Below are 24,344 nucleotides of genomic sequence, written 5' to 3' on the forward strand. Positions count from 1 at the left end.
CGCGCCGTGACCTCGGCTGCGGGCCCGTCCCCGCCGTGGGCTACGGTTCGGATCGCGCACCCCGCCGAGAGCCGCGACGAATCCGCGGCACGGGGCGCGAGGCAAGGAGTCCCCCATGAGCGCCCCCAACCTCGTCATCGTCGAGTCGCCGGCCAAGGCCAAGACCATCGCCGGCTACCTCGGCCCCGACTACGTCGTCGAGGCCTCGGTCGGTCACATCCGCGACATCCCGCAGCCGCGCGAGCTGCCCGCCGACATGAAGAAGGGCCCCTTCGGCCGCTTCGGCGTCAACGTCGAGGACCGCTCCTTCGAGCCGTACTACGTCATCGACGCGGACAAGAAGAAGAAGGTCACCGAGCTCAAGCGTCTGCTCAAGGACGCCGAGACCCTCTACCTCGCCACGGACGAGGACCGCGAGGGCGAGGCCATCGCGTGGCACCTCCTCGAGGCGCTCAAGCCCAAGGTCCCCGTCAAGCGGATGGTCTTCCACGAGATCACCAAGGAGGCCATCCAGCGCGCGGTGCAGTCGACCCGCGACATCGACATGGACCTCGTCGACGCCCAGGAGGGGCGGCGCATCCTCGACCGTCTCTACGGCTTCGACATCAGCCCCGTGCTGTGGCGCAAGATCAAGCAGGGCCTGTCCGCCGGCCGCGTGCAGAGCGTCGCGACCCGCGTCGTCGTCGAGCGCGAGCGCGAGCGGATGGCCTTCCGCTCCGCGAGCTACTGGGACGTCACCGGCAGCTTCACCCCGACGAGCTCGCGCGAGGACTTCTCCGCGCGGCTCTCGGCGGTCGACGGCTCGCGCGTCGCGAGCGGTCGCGACTTCGCCGACGACGGCACGCTGCGCCGCAGCGACGTCGTCCACCTCGACGAGGCCGCCGCGACGGCCGTCGCGGGCGCGACGAGCGCCGCCAGCGCGAGCGTGGCCTCGGTGAGCGAGAAGCCGTACACCCGCCGCCCGTACGCCCCCTTCACCACCTCGACGCTTCAGCAGGAGGCCTCGCGCAAGCTGCGCCTGGGCAGCCGCGAGGCGATGCGCGTGGCCCAGCGGCTGTACGAGAACGGCTACATCACCTACATGCGCACCGACAGCACCAGCCTGTCGCAGTCGGCCGTGAGCGCCGCCCGCGGCCAGGCGCGTGACATGTACGGCGCGGACTACGTGCCCGAGTCGCCCCGCGTCTACGGCAAGAAGGCCAAGGGCGCCCAGGAGGCGCACGAGGCGATCCGCCCCGCCGGCGACCGCTTCCGCACCCCGGCGCAGGTCCAGGGCGAGCTGCGCGGCGACGAGTTCCGTCTCTACGAGCTCATCTGGAAGCGCACCATCGCCTCGCAGATGGCCGACGCGAAGGGGTCGACCGCGACGATCAAGATCGTCGCCGACATCACCGGCTGCCCCGCGGGCAGCAGCGCCGAGTACACGGCCTCCGGCACCGTCATCACCTTCAAGGGCTTCCTCGCCGCCTACGAGGAGGGTCGCGACGAGAGCCGCGGCGCCGCGGAGGACGAGGAGCGTCGTCTGCCGCGCCTGTCCGAGGGCGTCGCCCTCGACGTCCTCGACGCCGTGGCCGCCGGCCACGAGACCTCGCCGCCCCCGCGCTACACGGAGGCCAGCCTCGTCAAGCGGATGGAGGAGCTCGGCATCGGCCGGCCCTCGACGTACGCCGCGACGGTCGCGACGATCCAGGACCGCGGCTACGTGCGCAAGGTCGGCTCCGCACTCGTCGCGACGTGGCTCGCCTTCGCCGTGACGCGCCTCATGGAGGTGCACTTCCCCCGTCTCGTCGACTACGACTTCACCGCCCGCATGGAGGAGGACCTCGACCAGATCGCGGCCGGCCAGGCCGACCGCGTCGCCTGGCTCGCCCGCTTCTACGACGGCGACGGCGACGCCGAGGGCCTGCGTCAGATGGTCGAGGACCTCGGTGAGATCGACGCGAAGGGGATCAGCACGATTGAGATCGGCGACGGCGTCGTCGTGCGTGTCGGTCGCTACGGCCCGTACGTCGAGGAGGTCGCGCCGCAGGGCGTCGACCCGAGCACCGGCGAGGTCGCCGAGGGTGCGAGCCTGCCCGACGGCGAGGCGGACAAGCCCCGGCGCGCGAACGTCCCCGAGGACATCGCCCCCGACGAGATGACCCCGCAGAAGGGGCGCGAGCTGCTCGCCCAGTCCGCCGAGGACGGCCGAGAGCTCGGCACGAACCCCGAGTCGGGTCGCGTCGTCGTCGCCAAGGCCGGGCGCTACGGGCCCTACGTCACCGAGGTCCTCACCGACGAGGAGGCCGAGCTCAAGGGCAAGGCGAAGGTCAAGCCGCGCACCGCCTCGCTCTTCGCCGACATGGACATCGCGACGATCGAGCTGCCGACCGCCCTTCGCCTGCTCTCGCTGCCGCGCGTCGTCGGGACGGTCACCGAGACGGTGACCGGTGACGACGGCTCGACCTCGGAGCAGCAGGTCGAGATCACCGCGCAGAACGGCCGCTACGGCCCGTACCTCAAGAAGGGGACGGACAGCCGTTCGTTGACGAGCGAGCAGCAGCTCTTCGACATCACGCTCGCCGAGGCCGAGGCGATCTACGCCCAGCCCAAGCAGCGTGGCCGGGCGGCCGCGAAGCCCCCGCTGCGCGAGTTCGCCGAGGACCCGGCGAGCGGCAAGAAGGTCGTCGTCAAGGAGGGTCGTTTCGGCCCGTACGTCACCGACGGCGAGACGAACGCGACGCTGCGCCGCGACGACGAGCCGGAGACGATCACCCAGGAGCGCGCCTTCGAGCTGCTCGCGGAGAAGCGGGCGAAGGGGCCGACGACCCGCAAGAAGTCGGCGGCCAAGAAGACGACGAAGAAGGCGACGACGAAGAAGGCGGCGACGAAGAAGACCGCCGCGAAGAAGACGTCGACCCGCACGAAGGCGACCGCGAAGAAGGCGTGATGCTCGCTACGGGCGAGGGGTGAGCCGGCTACCGGCCGGTAAGGTCGGCCCGGTCGTCGACTCGAAGGTGAACCGATGAATTCCCTGACCGTTGTCAGCACGATGGCCCGCCGCCGCATGCTCGCGCCGGGGCCGCCTCACCACCAGGTGGCCCAGCTCGCGGCGCTGCGGCGCTGGGGCTTCGGCCTGGCCGGCGAGCTGCGCCAGGCCGCCGCGCGCAGCCCGAAGGTCGTCGCGGTCGTCGACGAGGGCCGCGGGGCGGTGACCTACGCCGAGCTGCTCGCCCGCTCCGAGCGCGTCGCCGCGGTGCTGCTCGACCGCGGCTACGGGCCCGGCGACCGGCTGCTCCTCCTGGCGCGCAACCACGTCGGGGCCATCGAGGTCATGTGCGCGACCGCCGCCATCGGGGTCGACGTCGTCCTCGGCAACACCGGCCTGCCCCCGCAGCAGCTCGCGCTCGTCGCCGGCCAGCAGGACGTGCGGGGGGTGGTGCACGACGACGACCTCGCAGAGTGCGTCACGGGGCTCGGCGCCGAGGTCGAGCGGATCGGCGAGTCCGAGCTCGAGGCGCTCGTCGAGCGCACGCCGCAGCCGGCCCCCCTTCGTCCGCCGGCGCGTGGCGGCCGCACGATCATCCTCACCTCGGGCACGACCGGGACGCCGAAGGGAGCGGCCCGCAAGACCCCGGGCGGCTTCGGCCCGCTCATCTCGATCATCGAGCGCATCCCGCTGCGGGCGCGTGACCGCATCCTCGTCTCCGCGCCGCTCTTCCACACGTGGGGCTACGCCGCGATGCAGCTCTCCGTCGCGATGCGGGCGACGATCGTCCTCCAGCGCTGCTTCGACCCGCAGGCGGCCCGCGCCGCCCTCGAGGAGCACGAGGTCGACGCGATGTTCGCCGTGCCGGTGATGCTCCAGCGGATGATGGAGCTGCCGCCCGACCCCGGGGCCCGCGAGCGTCGGCGGCTGCGGGTCGTCGCGACGTCGGGGTCGGCCTACCCCAGCGGCTTCACGACGACCTTCATGGACGAGTACGGCGACGTCCTCTACAACCTCTACGGGTCGACCGAGGCCTCGTGGGTGTGCATCGCGACCCCGCAGGACCTGCGCCGCGACCCCGACACGGCCGGCACCCCGCCGCTGGGCACCCGTGTCCTCGTCCTCGACGACGACGGCCGCGAGGTGGCGCCGGGGGAGACGGGGCGGATCTTCGCCGGCAACGAGCTCGTCTTCGACGGCTACACGGACGGCCGCACCAAGGAGCGCCTCCACGGCCTCGTCTCCACCGGCGACATGGGCTCGGTGAGGGACGGGCTCTACTTCGTGGCGGGGCGAGACGACGACATGATCGTCAGCGGCGGCGAGAACGTCTACCCCAGCGAGGTCGAGTCGCTCCTCGTCCAGCACCCGGCGGTGCGCGAGGTCGCGGTCGTCGGGGTGCCCGACCCCGACTTCGGCCAGCGCCTGGCCGCCTTCGTCGCCGTGCGGCCGGGCCACTCGATCGACGCCGACGAGGTCAGGGCCATGGTGCGCGCCGAGCGGGCCCGCCACTGCGTGCCGCGCGACGTCGTGCTCGTCGACGAGCTGCCGCGCAACGCCACCGGCAAGGTCCTGGCGCGCGAGCTGCGCGAGCGCCTCGCCTGAGCCACGCCCTCCGGTCCTCGCTCTCTCGGGTCGAGGTGATGACGCACGCCCCGGCGACGCCGGATACCTCGATCCCGGGCGCCCAGGGCCTGTGGCGCGGGAACGGTGCGCGTTTGTGCACGAAACCGCTCAATATCGCTCATATGTTGCGGGTCGGATGGGGTGTGGTTACGGTCGGCGCACCGTCCACACGTCAAAGGAGACATCCGGATGAGCGGCACGACACGTCGAACCCTCCTCACTTCGAGCGCGGCAGCGGGACTCGTCGCGGCAGTCCCGACGGGGGCCCAGGCACGGCCGGGACCGCCCGGGAAGCCCGACCCGAAGCGGCCTCGGGGGGCCTCGTCGATGATGGGCGTCCCCTTCAAGAAGCACTCCGTCGTCCGGATCGGCCTCATCGGCCTGGGCAACCGCGGCAAGGGCATGCTCGACGGCTGGCTTGCCGTGCCCGGCACGGAGGTCGCCGCGGTCTGCGACGTCCGCGCAGACCGCGCCACCTGGGCGGCCGACCGCGCGGTCGCGAAGGGCAGGCGTCGCCCGGCCGAGTTCGGCGGGTCGCGCGACTCCTACCTGCAGATGCTCGAGCAGGCCGACCTCGACCTCGTCTACATCGCGACGCCGTGGGAGTTCCACTACCGCCAGGGTCGGGCCGCGATGCTCGCCGGAGCCCACGTCGGGATCGAGCTGCCGGTCGCCACCGAGCTCGCGGAGCTGTGGTCGCTCGTCGACGTCTCGGAGAAGACGCGCCGGCACTGCTTCCTCATGGAGAACTGCAGCTACGGGCGCAACGAGCTGGCGATGCTGAGGATGGCGCACGACGGCGTCTTCGGCGACATCACCAACGGGCACGGCGGCTACCTGCACGACCTGCGCGAGCTGCTCTTCAGCGACACGTACTACACCGACTCGTGGCGGCGGAAGTGGCACACCCGCAGCACCGCGAGCTTCTACGCGATGCATGGTCTTGCCCCAATCGCCGCCGCGATGGACATCAACCGCGGAGACCGCTTCACGACCCTGCGGGCAACCGCGACCGCGGCGAAGGGGCTGGCCGACTACCGCAAGCGGCACATGCCCGCCGGCCACCCCAGCTGGCGCGAGACCTACGTCAACGGCGATCTCGTCACCTGCCTCATCGACACCGACAAGGGTCGGGTCATCCGCGCCGAGCACGACGTCAGCTCGCCGCGCCCGTACAGCCGGATCAACAGCATCGCCGGCTCGCGCGGGATCATGGAGGACTACCCGACCCGGGTCTACCTCGAGCCCGACCACGGCGGGCACGCGTGGGCGGACTTCGCGCCGTACCTGAAGAAGTACGACCACTGGCTGTGGCAGAAGGTCGGTGATGACGCCGAGGCCAACGGTGGTCACGGCGGGATGGACTACATCCTCCAGTGGCGCATCATCCAGCAGATGCGCGCGGGGCTGGTGCCCGACATCGACGTGTACGACTCGGTGACGTGGTGCGCACCGGTGCCGCTCAGCGTGCGCTCGCTCGAGGCCGGCGGAGACCCCGTGACCGTCCCGGACTTCACCCGTGGTGACTGGTCTCGCCTGCGCATCGGGCTGGACTCGCGAGAGAGCGAGATGCCCGCCCTCGTCTGAGCCGGGGGTGCGCGAAGGGGGCCGTCGCGACGGCCCCCTTCGTCATGCCTCGCTCGGGCGAGCGGTCAGAGCCACTGCCCGAAGGCGAGGGGCTCGCGGGTGAAGCGGTAGGTCGCCCACGTGAGGTGGCTGACGCCGCCGGACGCGTCGCGGTGGACGTGCAGGCGCTCGCCGCGCTCGCGGCCCGAGACGGTCCGGTAGGAGTCCTCGCCGGCGGGCTCGAAGACCGAGGGCGGGGTCCCCTTCGGCGCGCCCACGGCCTGGGCCTCGAGCGCCCCCTCGCGGACCGAGAGGACGAAGCCGCTGCCCTCGGAGAACCAGTGGCCGAGGAGCGGGAGGAGCTGCTCGGGCACGCTCGTGCTGGGCACCCACGCCTTCGGGGCCACCGGCTCGAGCTCGACCGCCCGGGTGCCCATGCCGATCGCGGCGACCGAGGGCGAGACCGGGGCGGTGTTGTTCATGAGGACGACGCCGGTCGTCGCGCTCTCGCGCTCGGTGAAGACCCCGGTGACCGAGCCCGGCCAGCCGCCCGTGTGACCGACCCACGTGCGCCCCTCGTGGCGCTGGAGGATCCAGCCCAGGCCCCACGCGAGGGTCCAGCCGCGGGGGTCGGCCATCGTCTGCGGCTGGCACATCTCCTCCATCGTGTCGGGGGAGAGCACCTCCTCGACGGGGTCGGCGACGAAGCCGCCCCAGAGGGCGAGGTCGGCGGCCGTCGAGCGCAGCCCGCCGGCGGGGTCGAGGGCCTTCGCGTCGAAGTCGGGCTCGGGCAGCGGCACGTCGGTGAAGGGCGGCACGTAGTACCCCTTCGCCCGGCGGCCGCTGCCGCGCGTGGAGGTGCGGCGCATCTCGAGGGGGTCGAGGATGCGGCGCTGGATCGCCTCGTGCCACTCGCAGCCGTCGAGCCGGGCGACGATCTCTCCGAGCAGCGAGTAGCCGAGGTTCGAGTAGTGCCAGCGGTCGTGCGGGCGGCCGACGCGCTCGGCCTGGCTCCAGCCCGCGACGAGCTCGTCGCGCTCGGGCATGACCATCGTGTCGAAGACGCCGCCGACGGGCTCGCGCTGCATCCCCGAGGTGTGCGAGAGGAGCTGGCGGATCGTCACCCGCTCGTGGGTGCTGCCGGGCACGTGCGCGTCGACCGTGTCGTCGAGGTCGAGCCGGCCCTCGTCGCGCAGCGCCATGACGGCGACCGCGGTGAAGGTCTTGCTGTTGCTCGCCACGGGGTACTGGGTGTCCTCGTCGGGCGTCGCGTCGGGCTGCTCGAGGTCGGTGGTGCCGATGCCGCGGAACCACTGCAGCTGCCCGGCGCGCGCCACCCCGGCGGCCAGCCCGGGCACGCGCCCGTCGCGCTGGGCGTCGTGGGCGAGCAGGTCGAGCGAGCGGGCGGTGGTGTCGGCGAAGGGCATGGCGCCACGGTATCCGTGGGCCGTCGGCCCCGTGGCCTAGGCTCGGCCGGGTGAGCGACCCCACCCGACCTGGCCTCTTCATCGCCTTCGAAGGGGGAGACGGGGCCGGCAAGTCGACGCAGGTCGCGCTGCTCGCCGAGGCGCTGCGTGCCGCCGGCCGGGAGGTCGTGACGACCCGTCAGCCCGGGGGCACGGCGCTCGGCTCCCAGCTGCGCGACCTCGTGCTCCACGGCTCGGCGATGGCCGCCCGTGCCGAGGCGCTGATCTTCGCCGCCGACAAGGCCCAGCACATCGCCGAGGTGGTCCGTCCGGCCCTCGAGCGGGGCGAGGTCGTCGTCACCGACCGCTACACCGACTCCTCCGTCGCCTACCAGGGGGCTGGGCGCGAGCTGCGGCACGACGAGGTCCACGCCGTGCAGATGTGGGCCGTCGGCGACCTCCTGCCCGATCTCACCGTCGTCGTCGACGTCACCGCCGAGCAGGGCAGGGCTCGACGCGGCGAGGTGCACGACCGGCTCGAGTCAGAGGGCGACGCCTTCCACGAGGCGGTGCGCGCGCACTTCCTCGCCATGGCGCAGGGCGAGCCCGAGCGCTACGTCGTCGTCGACGGCGGGCAGGACCCGCAGGACGTCCACGGCGAGGTGCTCGCCGCGCTCGAGCAGCGCGGGCTGGCCGTCGGGCTGGTGACGGCGTGAGCGTGACGACCGGGGCGGCGCCCGGGGTGTGGCGCGACGTCGTCGGGCAGGAGCCGGCGCTCGAGGTCCTGCGCCGGGCCGTCTCGGACGACGCGGCGATGACGCACGCCTGGCTCTTCACCGGGCCGCCCGGGTCGGGACGATCCGTCGCCGCCCGCGCCTTCGCCGGGGCGCTCATGTGCGCCGCCGGCGGGTGCGGGGAGTGCCGCGAGTGCCGCACGGCGCTCGACGGCACCCACGCCGACGTCGACGTGCTCGCCACCGAGGCGCTGTCGATCGGTGTCGCCCAGGCCCGTGAGCTCGTCCAGCTCGCCGGGCGCTCGCCCTCGGTCGGGCGCTGGCGGGTCATCCTCGTCGAGGACGCCGACCGGCTCACCGAGCAGTCCGGCAACGCCCTGCTCAAGGCGCTCGAGGAGCCGACGCCGCGCACGGTGTGGCTGCTGTGCGCGCCGGCGACCGACGACGTGCTCGTCACCGTGCGCTCGCGTGCCCGGCACGTGCGTCTGCGCACCCCGTCGGTCGAGGACGTCGCCGACCTGCTCGTGCGCCGAGACGGCGTCGAGCGCCAGGCCGCGGTCCACGCCGCCCGAGCGGCCCAGAGCCACATCGGCATGGCTCGCCGGCTCGCGACCGACGAGGGCACCCGGACCCGCCGGTACGACACGATTTCGCTGACGACCCGGATCCGCGGGGTCGCCGACGCCGTCTCGGCGGCCGCCGACCTCGTGCGCATCGCCGAGGAGGAGCGCGACAAGGTGCTCGTCGACCGGCACGCCGAGGAGAAGGCCAAGCTGCTCGCCACCCTGGGCGCCGAGGCGGGGGCGCGCACCCAGCCCCCGCACGTCCGCTCGCAGATCTCCGGTCTGGAGAAGTCGCAGAAGACGCGAGCCACCCGCTTCACCCGCGACATGATCGACCGCTCGCTCACCGACCTCCTCTCGGTCTACCGCGACGCGCTCGTCCTGCGCACCGGTGAGGCCGTCGCGCTCGTCAACGAGGACTCGCGCGAGGTCGTCGAGGACGTCGCGCGGGCGCTGAGCGCCGAGCGGCTGCTCCTCGCGATGGACGCGATCGGCGTCGCCCGCCGGCGGATCGAGGCCAACGTCGCGCCCCTGCTCGCGCTCGAGGCCATGGCGATCGACCTCACGCTGCCTTAGGTAGCGTGCTCGCATGAGCCGCCCCCTCCTCGCCCGTCTCGTCGCCACGGGCGCCGCGTCCGCGCTGCTCCTGTCGGGCTGCTCCTTCCTGCCCGGCCAGGACGAGCCCACGGCGGCAGACCCGAGCGCGACCGTGCCGCCGCAGGGGCAGGAGGACCTCGCCCGCTACTACGAGCAGGACCTGTCGTGGGGCGACTGCGAGGGCGGGGCCGAGGGGGAGTGCGCCGAGCTCGAGGTGCCCGTCGACTACAAGGACCCCGAGGGCGAGACGCTGAAGATCGCGGTGCTCAAGGTGGCGGCGAAGGGCAAGAAGCAGGGCAGCCTCGTCGTCAACCCGGGCGGTCCCGGCGGGTCGGGGACCGAGTACGCCAGCTATGCCGACTACGTCGTGAGCGGCGACGTGCGCGACCGCTTCGACGTCGTCGGCTTCGACCCGCGTGGCGTGGGGCGCTCGGCGCCGGTCGACTGCCTCGACGACGGCGCGCTCGACGACTTCCTCGGTCAGGACCCGACGCCGGACGACGCCGCCGAGGAGCAGGCCCTCGTCGACTCGGGCAAGGCCATGGGCCAGGGCTGCGAGCAGAAGTCCGGGACCGTGGCCCCGCACGTGTCGACCCCCGAGGCGGCTCGTGACATGGACGTGCTGCGGGCCGCGCTCGGCGAGAGCCAGCTGACCTACCTCGGCAAGTCGTACGGCACCTACCTCGGCGCGACCTACGCCGAGCTCTTCCCCGACAAGGTCGGCCGCTTCGTCCTCGACGGCGTCGTGGCCCCCGACCTCACGACGGCGGAGATGAACATCGGCCAGGCGAAGGGCTTCGACACCGCGACGCGGGCATGGGCCCGCTCGTGCGCCGAGGACGACTGCGCCCTCGGCAGCACCGAGGACGAGGTGATCGAGACGATGCAGGGCATCCTCGACGACCTCGACGAGTCCCCGATCCCCGGCGCCGGTGACCTCGAGCTCACCGAGGGCTGGGCCAGCCTCGGCATCGCCCAGGCGATGTACGACCAGGGCGCGTGGAGCACGCTGACCGACGCGCTCGTCGCGGTGCAGAGCGGCGACGGCAAGGACCTCATGCAGCTCGCCTTCCAGTACGCCGACCGCAACGCCGACGGGCAGTACGCCGGCAACATCATGGAGGTCATCTACGCGGTCAACTGCCTCGACCACCCCGAACCCGAGGGCGACGAACGCGAGCAGATGATCGAGCAGGCGAAGAAGGACGCCCCGATCTGGGGAGAGGTCATCGCCGGCGGGTCCGGCCCGTGCGCGAGCTGGCCCTACGAGCCCGTCGTCGAGCCGCACACGATCTCGGCGAAGGGGGCCGCCCCGATCCTCGTCATCGGCACGACCCGCGACCCGGCGACGCCGTACGAGTGGGCGGAGCGGCTGCACGACCAGCTCGACGAGAGCCGTCTCGTCACCCACGAGGGCGACGGGCACACCGCGTACATGCGGCAGAACTCGTGCGTGGACTCGGCCGTCGACGACTTCTGGCTCACGGGCGAGCTGCCCGAGCAGGACATCACCTGCTCCTGATTTCGCGCGGCCGGGGGCCGTCCGTATACTCGCACTCGCGTCCTGGCGATCCCATGGCGCACCCGCCGCCTTAGCTCAGTCGGCTAGAGCGATTCACTCGTAATGAATAGGTCGTCGGTTCGACTCCGACAGGCGGCTCCACGCAGGACAGCACGACGAAGGCCCCCGGCTCCGGCCGGGGGCCTTCGTGCTGCCCCGGGGTCGTACAAGACCCTGCTGGCTGCCCTTCGTCGTGCCAGGTGCCTTTCGAAGGGGTCCTGGCACATCAAGAGACAGCCAGCAGGGTCTTGTGAGTCTGGGTCTCCGGTCGGGTGGGGTCGCTGTCACGTCTGCGCCGGCGGGGCGGGGCCGGTCTCGACGAGGTGGACGCTCACCCCTTCGGCGCGGACCTGGGCGAGCGCCGCGCCGTCGGCGTCCGCCGTCGTCACGAGATCGGTGAGGTCGGCGATCTCGCCGAAGCGGAAGGTCGAGGTCCGGGAGAGCTTCTCGGGGGTGATGACGAGGACCCGGCGCGCGCCCGCGGCCAGGCAGGCCCGCTTGACCTGGGCGTCCTCGTACGTCGTCGAGGTCAGCCCGAAGCCGGGGCGCGCGGAGCACGTGCCGATGATCGAGACGTCGACGTGCGTGTCCTCGAGGGCCCGCACCGGCGGGTGGCCGGTGAAGGCGAGCGTGTCGTTCTCGACCGGCCCGCCGGGCACGACGACGGAGGCGCCGGGCAGCGTCGCCATCGCCGCGGCCGCGTGCAACGACAGGGCCAGCGCCGTCACCGGGCGCCCGGCGAGGTGCGTCGCGACGGCGTAGCACGTCGTGCCGTTGTCGAGCACGAGGGAGGAGCCGTCCTCGACGAGGGACGCGGCCACCGCGGCCAGGGCGGCCTTGCGGTCGCGGTCCTCGTCGAGTCGGACGGCGAAGGGCATGGGCGCGCCCCGGGCGTGCGCCCGGGTGACCCCGCCCCGCACACGCCGCACCGCGTCCTGCGCGTCGAGCTGGGCGAGGTCCCGGCGGACGGTGACGGCGGATGCGCCGGTCAGCTCGCTGAGGGCCTCGACGGACATGGTCGCCCCGGACTCGACCGCCCGGATGATCATCCAGTGTCGTCGTGATCGTTGCACGTGATCATCCAAGCACCTACGGTCACCGCCGTGCCCAGCCTCCTGCTCCGTCCCGCCTCGCCGGCGCGTGCCCGTACCGGCGTCTCGCTGATGTTCCTCACCAACGGCGTGCTCTTCAGCGCCCTCCTGCCCCGATACCCGGAGATCAAGGCGGCGTTCGACCTCACCAACAGCCAGTTCGGGCTGTTCGTCGTCGCCTTCCCCATGGGGGCGCTCGTCGCCGCCGGTCTCGGAGGGCGGGTCATCCGCCGGCTCGGCGTCCTGCGCACGAACGCGGTCGGCTCGGTGCTCCTCGCCGTCGCACTGGCGATCGCGGCGGCGAGCGGCTCGGTGTGGTCCTTCGCCGCCATGCTGCTCCTCGCGGGCGCGGTCGACGCCCTCGTCGACGCGGCCCAGAACGTCCAGGGGGTCCTCGTCGAGCAGTGGCGTGGTCGGTCGGCGATGAACTCCTTCCACGCCCTGTGGTCGGTCGGAGCCACGACCGGTGGTCTCGTCGGCGCGACGGCGGCTGCCGCCGGGGTCTCGATCTCGACGCAGATGGTGGTCAACGGGGCCGTCTGGGTGGTCGTGGCGCTCGTCGCGTGCCGTCTCGCGGTGGTGCCGGAGCACGTGCGCTCGCAGCTGCGCGCTGCAGAGGCCGCCCCCGATGCCGATGCCGCGGCGGGCCGGTCCTCCTCGGTGCGTCGGCACGCCTGGCGCCTGCTCGTCCCCTTCGTCGTGCTCGCCATCTGCGGCACCCTCGTCGAGGACGTCGCGAACAACTGGGCCGTCCTCTACCTCGGTGACGTCGTCGCCGCGCCGACCGCGGTCGCCGGGCTCGGGCTGAGCGCCGCCCTCGGCGCGCAGTTCGTCGGCCGCGTCCTCGGAGACCCGATGACCGACCGGTGGGGCCGCATCGCCGTGGCTCGCGCAGGCGGTCTGCTCGTGGCGTCGGGCTCGTTGCTCGTCGTCCTCGCCCCGACGTACGTCGTCGCGCTCGGCGGCTTCGCGGTCGCCGGGTTCGGCAGCGCGACCCTCGTGCCGGCAGCCTTCGCCGCCGCGGGACGGGTCCCGGGGCTGCCGGAGGGCACCGGCATCGCCGTCCTCGGGTGGCTCATGCGGATCGGCTTCCTCGTCACCTCCCCGGCCATCGGGTCCGTGGCCGACCTCACCAGCCTGCGGGCCGGGCTGCTCGTCCCGGTCGCCGCCGGCCTCGTCGCCGCCGCCGTGGCGCACGGCCAGCGGCGGGCTCAGGTCCGGATCTGATGCGGCCGCCGGCACCGACGGGACCCGTGGAGGCGCTGCCCCCGTATATGCCGGGCGACGACCCGGGAGTCCCGTTGCTGCCGGGTAGCCTCGGTCAGGCCAGCTCGTCGCGCAGCTGACGCTTGAGGATCTTGCCGGAGGTGTTCTTCGGCAGCGCGTCGACGACGTGCACGGACTTCGGCACCTTGAAGCCCGCGAGCCTCGTGCGGGCGTGCTCGAGCAGGTCGGCGGTGCTCACCTCGTCCTGCAGCACGACGACCGCGGTCACCGCCTCGACCCAGCGCTCGTCCGGGGTGCCGATGACGGCGGCCTCGGCGACGGCGGGGTGGCTGAAGAGCGCGTCCTCGACCTCGCGCGAGGCGATGAGGACGCCGCCGGAGTTGATGACGTCCTTGATCCGGTCGACGACGGTGATGTACCCCTGCTCGTCGACTCGCACGAGGTCGCCGGAGTGGAACCACCCGTCGACGAAGGCCTCTGCCGTCTCCTGCGGCTTGTCCCAGTAGCCCAGGCACAGCTGGGGGGAGCGGTAGACGACCTCGCCCATCTCGCCCGGCGCCACGTCGCGCCCCTCGCCGTCGACGACGCGCATCTCGGTGAGCAGCACCGGGCGCCCCGCCGAGTCCGGTCGCTCGGTGTGCTCCTCGGGCCGCAGCACGGTGCACAGCGGTCCCATCTCGGACTGACCGAAGCAGTTGTACAGGCCGAGGTCGGGCATCTTCGCCTGGAGCCGCTCGACGACCGGGCCGGGCATGATCGACGCGCCGTAGTAGGCCTTGCGCAGCGAGGCCAGGTCGCGCCCGGCGAAGTCGGCGTGGTTCGTCATCGCCACCCACAGCGTCGGGGCGGCGAAGAAGGCCCGGTGCCCGTCGCGCTCGATGCGCGCGAGGATCTCGCCGGGGTCGGGCACCTCGAGCAGCGTGCTCCGGGCGCCGACCGCGAGCCACGGCAGGAGGAAGACGTGCATCTGCGCCGAGTGGTAGAGCGGCATGACGTGCAGCGGCTCGTCGTCCGGCGCGAGGTCGAGCGCGACGACGCAGCTGAGGTACTCGGCGACGAGGGAGCGGTGCGTCATCATCGCGCCCTTGGGCCGCGACGTCGTGCCCGAGGTGTAGAGCAGCTGGGCGAGGTCGTCGTCGGCGACCTCGACGTCGACCTCCGGCACCTCGCCGGAGCGGGCCGCGTCGAGCAGCGAGCCCTCGGCGTCGCGAAGGGGGAGCGAGGGCACCGGCGCCTCGAGGCCGTCGAGCCGGGGCACGAGGTCGGGGTCGGCGAGGACGAGCGAGCTGCCGGACTGCGTCACGAGGTACTCGAGCTCGTAGCCGGTGAGGTTGTAGTTGAGCGGCACGTGGACGAGCCCGGCGCGGGCGCACGCGAGGAAGCCGAGCAGGTACGCGTCGCTGTTGCGCCCGAAGGCGGCGACGCGATCCCCCTTCGTCAGGCCCTGCGCGAGCAGCGCCGCGGCCGCCCGGCTCGTCGCCTCCTCGAGCTCGCGGTAGGTCCACTCCCGCTCGCCGAAGACGAGGGCCACCCGGTCGCCGAAGGCGCGGGCGCTGCGTCGGACGACACCGTCGATCGTGCTGCTGCGCATGAGGCTCATGGCCCGAAGGGTGCTCGATCGGGCAGGGCCTGACAAGGGCTCGTCAGGACGAGACCGAGCGCACCCGCGACAGGATCGCCTCGGTGACCTCCTGCGGCCGCTTCTCGGGCAGCCAGTGCCCGGCGCTCACCTCGACGAAGCGGTACGCCGCGCCGGGGTCGACGCCGGCCTTCTCCGCGGCCCGGCGCACGACGACGCCGGTGCGCTCTGCCGCGGCCCGCCCGAGCGCGGCGTCGCGCGAGCCCCACACGAAGGTCGTGGGGACGACGTCGGCCGCGGTGCGCACGCGCTCGGGGCGAGCCGGGCTCTTCGACCCGCGGACCCGCTCGGCGACCATGTGCTTGAGGGGCAGCGCGGCGCGGTACCAGTTGAGGCTCGCCTGCGCCGCGCCAGGCTGGGCCATCCGGTCGGCGTACTGCTGCGCGAGGTCCTCCGGGAGGCCGGTGCGCACGAGGAAGGGCCGGGTGAGCCGGCGGAAGAGAGCAGCCGGCACGACGGGCAGCGCGAAGAAGGCCATGTAGGCGCTGCGCCGAGCCTGGTCGCCGTGCTTGAAGGCCCACGCCATCGCGGTCGGGTGCGGCGTCGAGAGCACCGTGAGGCTGGCCACGCGGTCGGGGTGTCGCGACGCGACGGTCCACGCGAGCGCGCCGCCCCAGTCGTGACCGACGACGTGCACGCGTTGCGCGCCCACGGCGTCGGCGAGGGCGATGACGTCGGCCACGGACTCGCCGATGACGTAGTCGGCGGCCCGAGGAGGACGGGCGCCGGGGGAGTATCCCCGCAGGTCAGGGGCGAGGACGCGCAGGCCGGCGTCGGCGAGCGCCGGCGTGATGCCCCGCCAGGCGCGACGGTCCTGCGGCCAGCCGTGGAGCAGGACGACGACCTCCTGGCCGTCGGTCACGGCACCGGCGTCGTCGCCGGCCGAGTCGTCGAGGTCGAAGGTCAGCCCGTCACGGGAGAAGTAGCGCACCCGCTCAACGTACAGATCGGCCCTCGCGTGAGGCACCCTTGCCCTCATGATCTCCCGCCTGGCCTTCACCGACGCCTGGGAGATGGAGCACCCCGCCGACGAGGTCCTGCGCGTGCTCGCGGACGTCGACTCGTACATGCGGTGGTGGCCCCAGATCAAGGAGATCGAGCGCGTCGACGCCGAGCACGGCCAGCTGCGGGTGTGCTCGAGCATCCCGATCAGCCTGCGCATGACGATCACCCGCGAGGCCGAGCTGCCCGAGATCGGGCTGCTGCGCGTGCGGGTGCAGGGCGACCTGCGGGGGTGGAGCCAGTGGCACGTGGCCGCCGTCCCCGGCGGGTGCCGCGTGGCGTACACGCAAGAGGTCTCGATCGCGCACCCCTTCTTCAAGCTCGTCGCCGCGGTCCCCGTCCTCGGGGTCCGCGTCATCCGGGCCAACCACGATGCGATGATGCGCGGCGGGGCGCGGGGGCTGGGCGAGTACCTCGCCGCCTGACGACCTGCCGACCGACGCGCGAAGGGGTGCCGACCAGCTGGTCGGCACCCCTTCGTCGTCCCGCGGTGGCCCGCGGCGGACGTCTCAGTCGTCGGAGAGCGGCTTGTCCTTCGTCGCGAGCTCCTCGCGCGCGCGCTGCGAGGCGACCGCGTGGTCCTCCTCGGAGCGGGCGACGCTCTGGGCGGCGGCGCTGAAGGGCGCCTTCCAGCGCGCGGTGCTCATGCCGGCGTCGGTCGCGCGCTGGATGGCCTCGTCGATCGTCGCCTCGGCCTCGACGCGGCCGGCCCAGTGGGCGCCCTCGACGGACTTGCCGGGCTCGAGGTCCTTGTAGGTCTCGAAGAAGTGCTGGATCTCGAGGCGGTCGAACTCGGAGATGTCCTCGAGCTCCTTGATGTGGTCCTTGCGCGGGTCGCCCGCGGGGATGCACAGGATCTTGTCGTCGCCGCCGGCCTCGTCTCGCATGTGGAACATGCCGATCGGCCGCGCGCGCACGAGGCAGCCGGGCCACGTGGGCTCGTCGAGGAGCACGAGCGCGTCGAGCGGGTCGCCGTCCTCGCCGAGGCTGTCCTCGATGTACCCGTAGTCGCTCGGGTACGACATCGCGGTGAAGAGGAGGCGGTCGAGACGGATGCGACCCGTCTCGTGGTCGACCTCGTACTTGTTGCGATGACCCTTCGGGATCTCGATGGTGACGTCGAACTCCATGAACTGCCCCTTCACGTGGATGACCTAGGCTCGGGGATCAGTTTCCACCATCACCGACCGCTCCGGCACCAGGGGGAGTCAACGTGCGCCGACTCGCTGCGGCCGCCGGCGTCGTCGTCGTCGGCGCGATCGCCTACGGCGCAGCCGATGTGGCCGACGTCGTGCCCGGTGTGCTCACCCGTGACGTGGCCGCCGACGTGGCCCAGATCACCCCCGGCCCGCAGCCCGGCCCGGTGGGCGCGGTCGCCCCTGCCGCCTCGACGAAGGCCCCCCGCCCGTCGGCGGGCACACTCGCCCGCGAGCTCGACCCCCTCGTGGAGGACGCCTGGCTGGGCCGCCGCGCCGGCGTCGTCGTCCGGGACGCGCTCACCGGCGAGGTGCTCTACGACCACCGGGGCAGCGCGCCGATGGTGCCCGCCTCGACGCAGAAGATCCTCGCCGGCGCCGCCGTCGCGGAGACGAGCGACCTGTCGAGCACGATGACGACCCGCGTCGTCACCGGCGCCTCGGCCGACGAGGTCGTCCTCGTCGCCGGGGGCGACACGATGATCGCGAAGGGGGCGGGCGACCCGACCGCGGTCGAGGGCCGCGCCGGCATGCGCGACCTCGCCCGTCAGGTCGCCCGCTCGCTCGGCCCGGAGGCGAAGGGGGAGCGGCTCACCCTTCGCCTCGACGCGACCTACGCGGCCGGACCTCGCGTCCCCTCGACGTGGGACCCGACCGACGTGACGAACGGCTTCACCCAGGCCGTGACGATGATCGGCCTGGCGGGGGAGCGCCCCGAGCCCTACCAGCCCTCGCCCCGTTACCCCGAGCGCTCCGCCCTCTCCGCGCTGCGCGCCGAGCTGACGCGCGCCGGTCTCGACGTGCGCGTCGACGACAGCGCGTCGACCTGGCGCACGGCCGCGCCCGAGGGCGCCACGGAGCTCGGCTCGGTCGAGTCGGCGCCGCTCGGCGAGGTGCTCGCCGAGGCGCTGTCGAGCAGCGACAACGCCCTCACCGAGAACCTCACCCGTCAGGCGGCGCTCGCCGACGGCGCGCGCAGCGGTGACGCGAAGGACGTCGCGCGGTGGGTGCGCTCGACCCTCACCGACGCCGGCGTCGACATGTCCGGCACGCGGCTGCTCGACGCCTCCGGGCTGAGCCGCGGTCAGCGGGTGCCGGCCGACACGATCAGCGAGGTCATGCAGCTGGGCATCACCGGCAGCGCGAAGAGCCTGCGCGGCGTGCTCCTCGGCCTGCCCGTCGCCGGCTTCACCGGCACGCTGCACGAGCGCTTCACCGAGCCCGAGGCCGTGCCCGCCGTCGGCGTCGCGCGGGCCAAGACCGGCACCCTCACCGGGGTGTCCGGTCTCGCCGGGACGACGACGACCGCCGACGGCCGCGTGCTCACCTACGTCCTGCTCGCCGACCAGGTGCCGAGCACGACGGGAACTCTCGGGGCCCGCGCGGTGTTGGACGAGATCGTCGGCACCCTCACGACGTGCGGGTGCCGCTGACCGACGCGGCACCGCCACGTCCCCACCACGGAAGGGCCACTGATGACCCAGTACGTCGACTGGAGCTTCGCGACGAGCACGGGGGCCCGCCTCGCGCCCTCCGGGCCCGACGTCTCCGCGGCCGAGGCCGTCGAGATCGTCGAGCAGATCCGCTCGCTGGCCGCCCGGGCGGTCGAGCCGGTGGCCGAGACATCCCGGCTGCGCGCGCCCGGTGACGCCCCGCCGCCCGTCGTCGTCGACCGCCCCACGTGGATCGCGGTCAACGCGGACTCCATGTCGGCGATGCTCGACCCCGTCGTCGCCCGGATCAGCGCCCGGCAGAAGCAGGCGCCGGGCCCGGTCGCGCAGGCGATCGGCAGCAAGGTCACCGGTGCCGAGGCGGGCGGGCTGCTCGCCTTCCTCAGCACGAAGGTCCTCGGCCAGTACGACCTCGCGCCGGGCGGCACCCCGTCGCTGCTGCTCGTCGCCCCGAACCTCGTCCACACCGAGCGCGAGCTCGGCGTCGACCCGACCGACTTCCGCTTCTGGGTGTGCCTGCACGAGGAGACCCACCGGGTGCAGTTCACGGCCGTGCCGTGGCTGCGCGACCACGTCGTCCAGCGTGCTCAGGCGCTGGCGAGCGACATGGTGCCCGACGTCGACTCGGTGCGCACCCGCCTGGAGCAGCTCGCCAAGGAGCTGCCGCGTGCCTTCCGCGGGGACGGCGCGGGGCTGACCGACGTCTTCGCCACCCCGGAGCAGCGGGCCGAGATGGCCGAGCTCACCGCGGTGATGTCCTTGCTCGAGGGGCATGCCGACGTCGTCATGGACGACGTGGGCCCGGAGCACGTGCCGAGCGTCGAGGAGATCCGCCGCAAGTTCGACGTGCGCCGGCAGGGCGCCGGGTCGGTGGACCGCGTCCTGCGCCGGCTGCTCGGGCTCGAGGCCAAGATGCGCCAGTACCGCGACGGCGCAGCCTTCGTGCGGGGGGTGCAGGAGCGCGTCGGCGTCGAGGGCTTCAACGCGATCTGGACCTCGCCCGACACCCTCCCGCGCGCCGCCGAGATCACCGACCCCGGGGCCTGGGTCCGCCGCGTCCACGGCTGACCCCCTTCGCCCCTGTCTCCACTTTCCCGCCCAGGGCGGGAACATGCGACCTCGGGAAGGAACATTTCTTTCCCGAGGTCGAGCTTTCCCGCCCTGGGCGGGAAAGCTGAGGCGGCGGGATCAGGCGGTGCGGGCCCAGACGACGACACCGCGGTCGTCGGTGCAGCGGAAGACCTCGACCTGCATCCCGTCGGGGTCGTCCTGCTCGACCTCGCACTCGAAGCCCTGCGCCGTGAGCGTCGCGGGGGCCTCGCCGACGGGGTGCAGCGCGTTGATCGCGGTCACCACGGGCACCGCCTGCGCGCAGGTGAGATCGGGCTCCACCGAGGCCGACAGCACCTGCCCCGAGCCCTCCTCGCCCTGCATCTGCGACAGCTCCGCCTCGCACGCGACGTCGAGGTGGTCGTCGGCCTCGTGCTCGTGGCCGTCCTCGCCCTCGTGCTCGTGGCCCTCCTCGCCCTCGTGCTCGTGGCCGTCCTCGCCCTCGTGCTCGTGGCCGTCCTCGCCCTCGTGCTCGTGGCCCTCCTCGCCCTCGTGGTCCTCGTCGGCCGCGGGGGACGAGCTGCTCGACGCCGAGGTCGTCGAGCTGCTGCTCGACGAGCCCGTCGCGGCGGGGGCCGGGTCGTCCGTGCCGCAGCCCGCGAGGGCGAGAGCGGCGAGGACGAGGACGAAGGGGGGACGGACGCGCATCGGCAGGCCTTCACTGTGACGGGTCATCATGGGGCGGTGGCAGCAGGACATCCGGCGCAGGCAGCGCTCCGACGTGCGGTGCGCACCTGCGTGGCCGGGCACGACGCTACCGAAGCCCCGAACACCCTCGTCCTCGCGGCCGTCAGCGGGGGAGCGGACTCCCTCGCCCTCGCCCATGCCCTCCTGCACGAAGGGGGACCCGCCCGCACCGGAGTCGTCGTCGTCGACCACGACCTGCAGCCCGGGTCGGCCGAGGTCGCCGCGCGTGCCGCCGAGCAGTGCCGGGCGATGCGCACCCCCGACGGTCGCGCCCACGAGGTCGTCGACGTGCGCCGGGTCCGCGTCGCGAGCACCGGCGCCGGCCCCGAGGCCGACGCCCGCGAGGCCCGCTACGCCGCGCTCGCCGCCGCGGCCGGCGACCTCGACGCCGCCCTCGTGCTGCTCGGCCACACCCGCGACGACCAGGCCGAGCAGGTCCTCCTGGGACTCCTGCGCGGCTCCGGCGCCCGCTCCCTCGCCGGCATGCCCGCGACGACGACGCGAGGGGGCGTCCCCTTCGCCCGCCCGCTCCTTCAGGTCGACCGGGCGACGACCCGCGCGGCGTGCGCCGCCGCCGGCCTCGACCCCTGGCACGACCCGACGAACGTCGACCCCGCCTTCGCCCGCTCCCGGGCGCGAGCGGTCCTCGCGACCCTCGCCGAGGACCTCGGGCCCGGTCTGCCCGAGGCGCTCGCCCGCACCGCCGACCTCCTGCGCGCCGACGCCGACCACCTCGACGCCCTCGCCGACGAGGCGTCCGCCCCCTTCGCCGCCGTCGCCGAGCCGCGCACCGCCGACCTCGCCGCCCTGCCGACGGCTCTGCGCACCCGCGTCCTGCGCCGGCTCCTGCTCGCCGGTGGCGCCCGCCCGGGCGACCTCTCCGCCGCTCATCTGGCCGCGGTCGACGCCCTCGTCACCGCTCCGCGCGGTCGTGGCCCGCTGCACCTGCCGGGGGTCGAGGTCACCCGGCTGGGCACCGGTCGGCAGGCCCGGCTGTCCATCACCGGTGCAGGTCTGGTCTGATAGCCCCGTGGACGCCAAGAGCATCGAGGCCGATCTCGTACGGGTGCTGTGCACCGAGGAGCAGATCCAGGAGCGCCTGGCCGAGCTGGCCCAGGAGGTCTGGGAGCACTACGAGGGCGAGGACCTCCTCCTCGTCGGGGTGCTCAAGGGGGCGGTCATGGTCATGGCCGACTTCATGCGCCACCTGCCCGGCTCCGCGCCGATGGACTGGATGGCGGTGAGCTCCTACGGCTCCGGCACGAAGTCCTCGGGCGTCGTGCGGATCCTCAAGGACCTCGACGCCGACATCACCGGCAAGCACGTGCTCATCGTCGAGGACATCATCGACTCGGGCCTGACGCTGTCGTGGATCCGCACCAACCTCCTCTCGCGCTCGCCCGCGTCGGTCGAGGTCCTCACGCTGCTGCGCAAGCCCGACGCCGCGAAGGTCGAGGTCGAGACCCGCTGGGTCGGCTTCGACATCCCCAACGAGTTCGTCGTCGGCTACGGCCTCGACTACGCCGAGGGCTACCGCGGCCTGCGCGAGGTCGCCACCCTCGCGCCGCACGTCTACAGCTGACCTCCGGCGAAGGGGGACGGCGAGGGGGTGGGGAACACCCCCGTCGGCCCGCGCGTTGGCCCTGGAGGTGGGACGGATCCTGACCTCGTGGTCGGGTAGTTTCGTCTCTTGATCCTGCCGCCCGAGGGGCGGCCGTCGTCGACCAGGAAGATCGGGCAGACCCGAAGCCGCATGAACGCCAAGAAGCTCTTCCGCGCCCCGCTCTTCTGGGCGCTCGCACTGCTCGTCATCTTCATGCTCGTCTTCCAGCTGGGCAGCGGGGGTGACTACGCCCGCATCGACACCTCCGCCGCCGAGAAGCTCATCGACGACGGCAAGGTGCAGGAGGCGCACTTCACGAGCGACAACACCCTCCAGCTCGACCTCAAGGACGGGCAGACCTACTCCGACGGCGACGCGGTCACGGACGCCAAGCAGGTCGAGACGGAGTTCGTCGAGGCGCGTGCCGAGCACATGGTGACCCTCGTCGACGAGAAGGTCCCGGGCACGATCAACGACACGATCGAGGAGCCGAGCATCTGGGGCTCGCTGCTCTTCTCGCTGCTCCCGCTGCTCCTGCTCGTCGGCCTCTTCTGGTTCATGATGAGCCAGGCCCAGGGCGGCAACCGCGTCATGCAGTTCGGCAAGTCCAAGGCCAAGCTCGCGAGCAAGGAGGCGCCGAAGGTCACCTTCTCCGACGTCGCCGGTGCCGACGAGGCCGTCGAGGAGCTGCACGAGATCGTCGAGTTCCTCAAGGAGCCGAGCAAGTTCCTCGCGGTCGGCGCGAAGATCCCCAAGGGCGTGCTGCTCTACGGCCAGCCCGGTACCGGCAAGACCCTCCTCGCGCGCGCCGTCGCCGGCGAGGCGGGCGTGCCCTTCTACTCGATCTCCGGCTCGGACTTCGTCGAGATGTTCGTCGGTGTCGGTGCCTCGCGCGTGCGCGACCTCTTCGAGCAGGCCAAGACCAACGCGCCCGCCATCGTCTTCGTCGACGAGATCGACGCCGTGGGTCGCCACCGCGGTGCGGGTCTCGGCGGCGGTCACGACGAGCGCGAGCAGACGCTCAACCAGCTGCTCGTCGAGATGGACGGCTTCGACGTCAAGACCAACGTCATCCTCATCGCGGCGACCAACCGCCCCGACATCCTCGACCCGGCGTTGCTGCGACCGGGCCGCTTCGACCGCCAGATCGGGGTCGAGAACCCCGACATGATCGGCCGCCACCGCATCCTCGAGGTGCACTCGGCCGGCAAGCCCATGGCCCCCGACGTCGACCTGCTCGCCGTCGCCCGTCGCACCCCCGGCATGACCGGCGCCGACCTGGCCAACGTGCTCAACGAGGCGGCGCTGCTCACCGCCCGAGGGGGCGGTCAGTTCATCGACGACCACGTCCTCGACGAGGCGATCGACCGCGTCATCGCCGGTCCGCAGAAGCGCACCCGGATCATGAGCGCCCAGGAGCGCAAGGTCACCGCGTACCACGAGGGCGGTCACGCGCTCGTCGCCGCGGCGATGAACCACACCGACCCCGTCGCGAAGGTGACGATCCTGCCCCGCGGTCGCGCGCTCGGCTACACGATGGTGCTGCCGACCGACGACAAGTACTCGACGTCACGCAACGAGATCCTCGACCAGCTCGCCTACGCGCTCGGCGGCCGCGTCGCGGAGGAGATCATCTTCCACGACCCGACGACCGGCGCGGCCAACGACATCGAGAAGGCCACCGCGATGGCCCGCAAGATGGTCACGGAGTTCGGCATGAGCGAGCGCATCGGTGCGGTCAAGCTCGGCCAGAGCCAGGGCGAGGTCTTCCTCGGCCGCGACATGGGTCACCAGCGCGACTACTCGGAGGAGATCGCGAGCGTCGTCGACGACGAGGTGCGCCGCTTCATCGAGGCCGCCCACGACGAGGCCTGGCACGCGATCAACGACAACCGCGACGTCCTCGACCGTCTCGTCCTCGAGCTGCTCGAGCACGAGTCGCTCGGCCCGAAGGAGATCGCGGCGGTCTTCGCCGACGTGCGCAAGCGCCCGCGCCGCCCCACGTGGCTCTCCGCGGAGAACCGCACGATCTCCGACAAGCCCCCGGTCCTCACGCCCGCCGAGGAGGCCGCACTCGCGGCCCGCTCGAACGGCTCGGCACCGGCCCCGAGCCCGACCGGCGCCCCGCCGGCCGGTGTCGGCGCCCAGCCGGGCGACCCGGGCACGGCGGCCGCCATCGACAAGGCGGCGGAGGAGGGGGCTACCCCCTACCCGGAGGAGCACCCGGCGGCCGAGGTCCGCGAGGTGCCCGACGGCGGCCAGGTCGACCCCGACGGCCGTCACTGAGGTGACGATGAGCCAGCACGAGGCCGAGGCC

19 protein-coding genes and 1 tRNA gene are annotated in these 24,344 nt (G+C 73.0%); 14 read left to right on the plus strand and 6 right to left on the minus strand.

Annotation, left to right across the window (positions count from 1 at the left end):
• Window positions 1-115 precede the first annotated feature (115 nt).
• The 3 genes from topA (at window position 116) to LIV55_RS13050 (ending at window position 6,181) form a co-directional block, all read left to right on the plus strand.
• Window positions 116-2,929 (plus strand): type I DNA topoisomerase, encoded by a 2,814-nt coding sequence (gene topA / locus LIV55_RS13040; protein ID WP_229300513.1) that lies wholly within the window; start codon window positions 116-118, stop codon window positions 2,927-2,929.
• 75 nt (window positions 2,930-3,004) lie between these two features.
• Entirely contained in the window at window positions 3,005-4,573 is a 1,569-nt protein-coding gene (locus LIV55_RS13045; protein WP_229300514.1) for an AMP-binding protein, read from the plus strand.
• A gap of 348 nt (window positions 4,574-4,921) precedes the next feature.
• Window positions 4,922-6,181, plus strand: coding sequence for a Gfo/Idh/MocA family protein (locus LIV55_RS13050; RefSeq protein ID WP_229300515.1), 1,260 nt, complete (start codon window positions 4,922-4,924; stop codon window positions 6,179-6,181).
• Between the two features lie 65 nt (window positions 6,182-6,246).
• On the opposite strand, the gene LIV55_RS13055 is transcribed toward LIV55_RS13050, so the two are convergent.
• Window positions 6,247-7,587, minus strand: coding sequence for a serine hydrolase domain-containing protein (locus LIV55_RS13055; protein WP_229300517.1), 1,341 nt, complete (start codon window positions 7,585-7,587; stop codon window positions 6,247-6,249).
• Window positions 7,588-7,637: 50 nt separating this feature from the next.
• Here LIV55_RS13055 and tmk point away from each other — a divergent pair, with 50 nt between their 5' ends.
• From tmk to LIV55_RS13075, 4 genes are all read left to right on the plus strand, one after another.
• A complete protein-coding gene (gene tmk / locus LIV55_RS13060) occupies window positions 7,638-8,282 on the plus strand; it encodes a dTMP kinase (protein ID WP_229300518.1) in 645 nt (214 codons plus the stop codon).
• Window positions 8,279-9,439, plus strand: a complete 1,161-nt coding sequence (locus tag LIV55_RS13065) for a DNA polymerase III subunit delta' (protein ID WP_229300520.1) — start codon at window positions 8,279-8,281, stop codon at window positions 9,437-9,439. Before tmk ends, LIV55_RS13065 begins: the two co-directional genes overlap by 4 nt.
• 13 nt (window positions 9,440-9,452) lie before the next feature.
• On the plus strand, window positions 9,453-10,982 hold the full coding sequence (locus tag LIV55_RS13070; protein ID WP_229300521.1) for an alpha/beta hydrolase: 1,530 nt from the start codon (window positions 9,453-9,455) through the stop codon (window positions 10,980-10,982).
• 64 nt (window positions 10,983-11,046) lie between these two features.
• Window positions 11,047-11,123, plus strand: a tRNA-Thr gene (locus tag LIV55_RS13075).
• 182 nt (window positions 11,124-11,305) lie between these two features.
• Here the strand turns inward: LIV55_RS13075 and LIV55_RS13080 are convergent.
• Window positions 11,306-12,070 carry a DeoR/GlpR family DNA-binding transcription regulator gene (locus LIV55_RS13080; RefSeq protein ID WP_229300523.1) on the minus strand — a complete coding sequence of 255 codons (765 nt, stop codon included), beginning with the start codon at window positions 12,068-12,070 and terminating at the stop codon, window positions 11,306-11,308.
• Window positions 12,071-12,124: 54 nt separating this feature from the next.
• Here LIV55_RS13080 and LIV55_RS13085 point away from each other — a divergent pair, with 54 nt between their 5' ends.
• Window positions 12,125-13,339, plus strand: a complete 1,215-nt coding sequence (locus LIV55_RS13085; protein WP_229300524.1) for an MFS transporter — start codon at window positions 12,125-12,127, stop codon at window positions 13,337-13,339.
• 94 nt (window positions 13,340-13,433) lie between these two features.
• On the opposite strand, the gene LIV55_RS13090 is transcribed toward LIV55_RS13085, so the two are convergent.
• Both LIV55_RS13090 and LIV55_RS13095 read right to left on the minus strand, forming a co-directional pair.
• On the minus strand, window positions 13,434-14,939 hold the full coding sequence (locus LIV55_RS13090) for a fatty acyl-CoA synthetase (RefSeq protein WP_229300526.1): 1,506 nt from the start codon (window positions 14,937-14,939) through the stop codon (window positions 13,434-13,436).
• A gap of 43 nt (window positions 14,940-14,982) precedes the next feature.
• On the minus strand, window positions 14,983-15,909 hold the full coding sequence (locus LIV55_RS13095) for an alpha/beta fold hydrolase (RefSeq protein ID WP_229300528.1): 927 nt from the start codon (window positions 15,907-15,909) through the stop codon (window positions 14,983-14,985).
• Window positions 15,910-15,955: 46 nt separating this feature from the next.
• Here LIV55_RS13095 and LIV55_RS13100 point away from each other — a divergent pair, with 46 nt between their 5' ends.
• A complete protein-coding gene (locus LIV55_RS13100) occupies window positions 15,956-16,405 on the plus strand; it encodes an SRPBCC family protein (protein WP_229300529.1) in 450 nt (149 codons plus the stop codon).
• A gap of 84 nt (window positions 16,406-16,489) precedes the next feature.
• Here LIV55_RS13100 and LIV55_RS13105 read toward each other — a convergent pair whose 3' ends face one another.
• The gene (locus tag LIV55_RS13105) at window positions 16,490-17,110 is read right to left on the minus strand and encodes an inorganic diphosphatase (RefSeq protein WP_285838423.1); all 621 of its coding nucleotides are present in this window, start codon (window positions 17,108-17,110) and stop codon (window positions 16,490-16,492) included.
• 83 nt (window positions 17,111-17,193) lie between these two features.
• On the opposite strand from LIV55_RS13105, the gene dacB reads away from it, so the two are divergent.
• On the plus strand, window positions 17,194-18,609 hold the full coding sequence (gene dacB / locus LIV55_RS17245; RefSeq protein WP_229300531.1) for a D-alanyl-D-alanine carboxypeptidase/D-alanyl-D-alanine endopeptidase: 1,416 nt from the start codon (window positions 17,194-17,196) through the stop codon (window positions 18,607-18,609).
• 42 nt (window positions 18,610-18,651) lie between these two features.
• Window positions 18,652-19,695 carry an Rv3626c family coenzyme F420 biosynthesis-associated protein gene (locus LIV55_RS13115; RefSeq protein WP_068273002.1) on the plus strand — a complete coding sequence of 348 codons (1,044 nt, stop codon included), beginning with the start codon at window positions 18,652-18,654 and terminating at the stop codon, window positions 19,693-19,695.
• Window positions 19,696-19,815: 120 nt separating this feature from the next.
• Here the strand turns inward: LIV55_RS13115 and LIV55_RS13120 are convergent, their stop codons facing one another.
• The gene (locus tag LIV55_RS13120) at window positions 19,816-20,385 is read right to left on the minus strand and encodes a hypothetical protein (RefSeq protein ID WP_229300533.1); all 570 of its coding nucleotides are present in this window, start codon (window positions 20,383-20,385) and stop codon (window positions 19,816-19,818) included.
• Window positions 20,386-20,421: 36 nt separating this feature from the next.
• On the opposite strand from LIV55_RS13120, the gene tilS reads away from it, so the two are divergent.
• The 3 genes from tilS (at window position 20,422) to ftsH (ending at window position 24,313) form a co-directional block, all read left to right on the plus strand.
• Window positions 20,422-21,447, plus strand: a complete 1,026-nt coding sequence (tilS, locus tag LIV55_RS13125; protein WP_229300535.1) for a tRNA lysidine(34) synthetase TilS — start codon at window positions 20,422-20,424, stop codon at window positions 21,445-21,447.
• Window positions 21,448-21,454: 7 nt separating this feature from the next.
• Window positions 21,455-22,006: a hypoxanthine phosphoribosyltransferase gene (hpt, locus tag LIV55_RS13130; RefSeq protein WP_068273010.1), complete on the plus strand. Its 552-nt coding sequence runs from the start codon at window positions 21,455-21,457 to the stop codon at window positions 22,004-22,006.
• Window positions 22,007-22,177: 171 nt separating this feature from the next.
• On the plus strand, window positions 22,178-24,313 hold the full coding sequence (gene ftsH, locus LIV55_RS13135) for an ATP-dependent zinc metalloprotease FtsH (RefSeq protein ID WP_123091313.1): 2,136 nt from the start codon (window positions 22,178-22,180) through the stop codon (window positions 24,311-24,313).
• Window positions 24,314-24,344 lie beyond the last annotated feature (31 nt).

The sequence above is a fragment of the Janibacter melonis genome (genome assembly GCF_020567375.1).
Taxonomy (GTDB): Bacteria; Actinomycetota; Actinomycetes; order Actinomycetales; family Dermatophilaceae; genus Marihabitans; species Marihabitans melonis.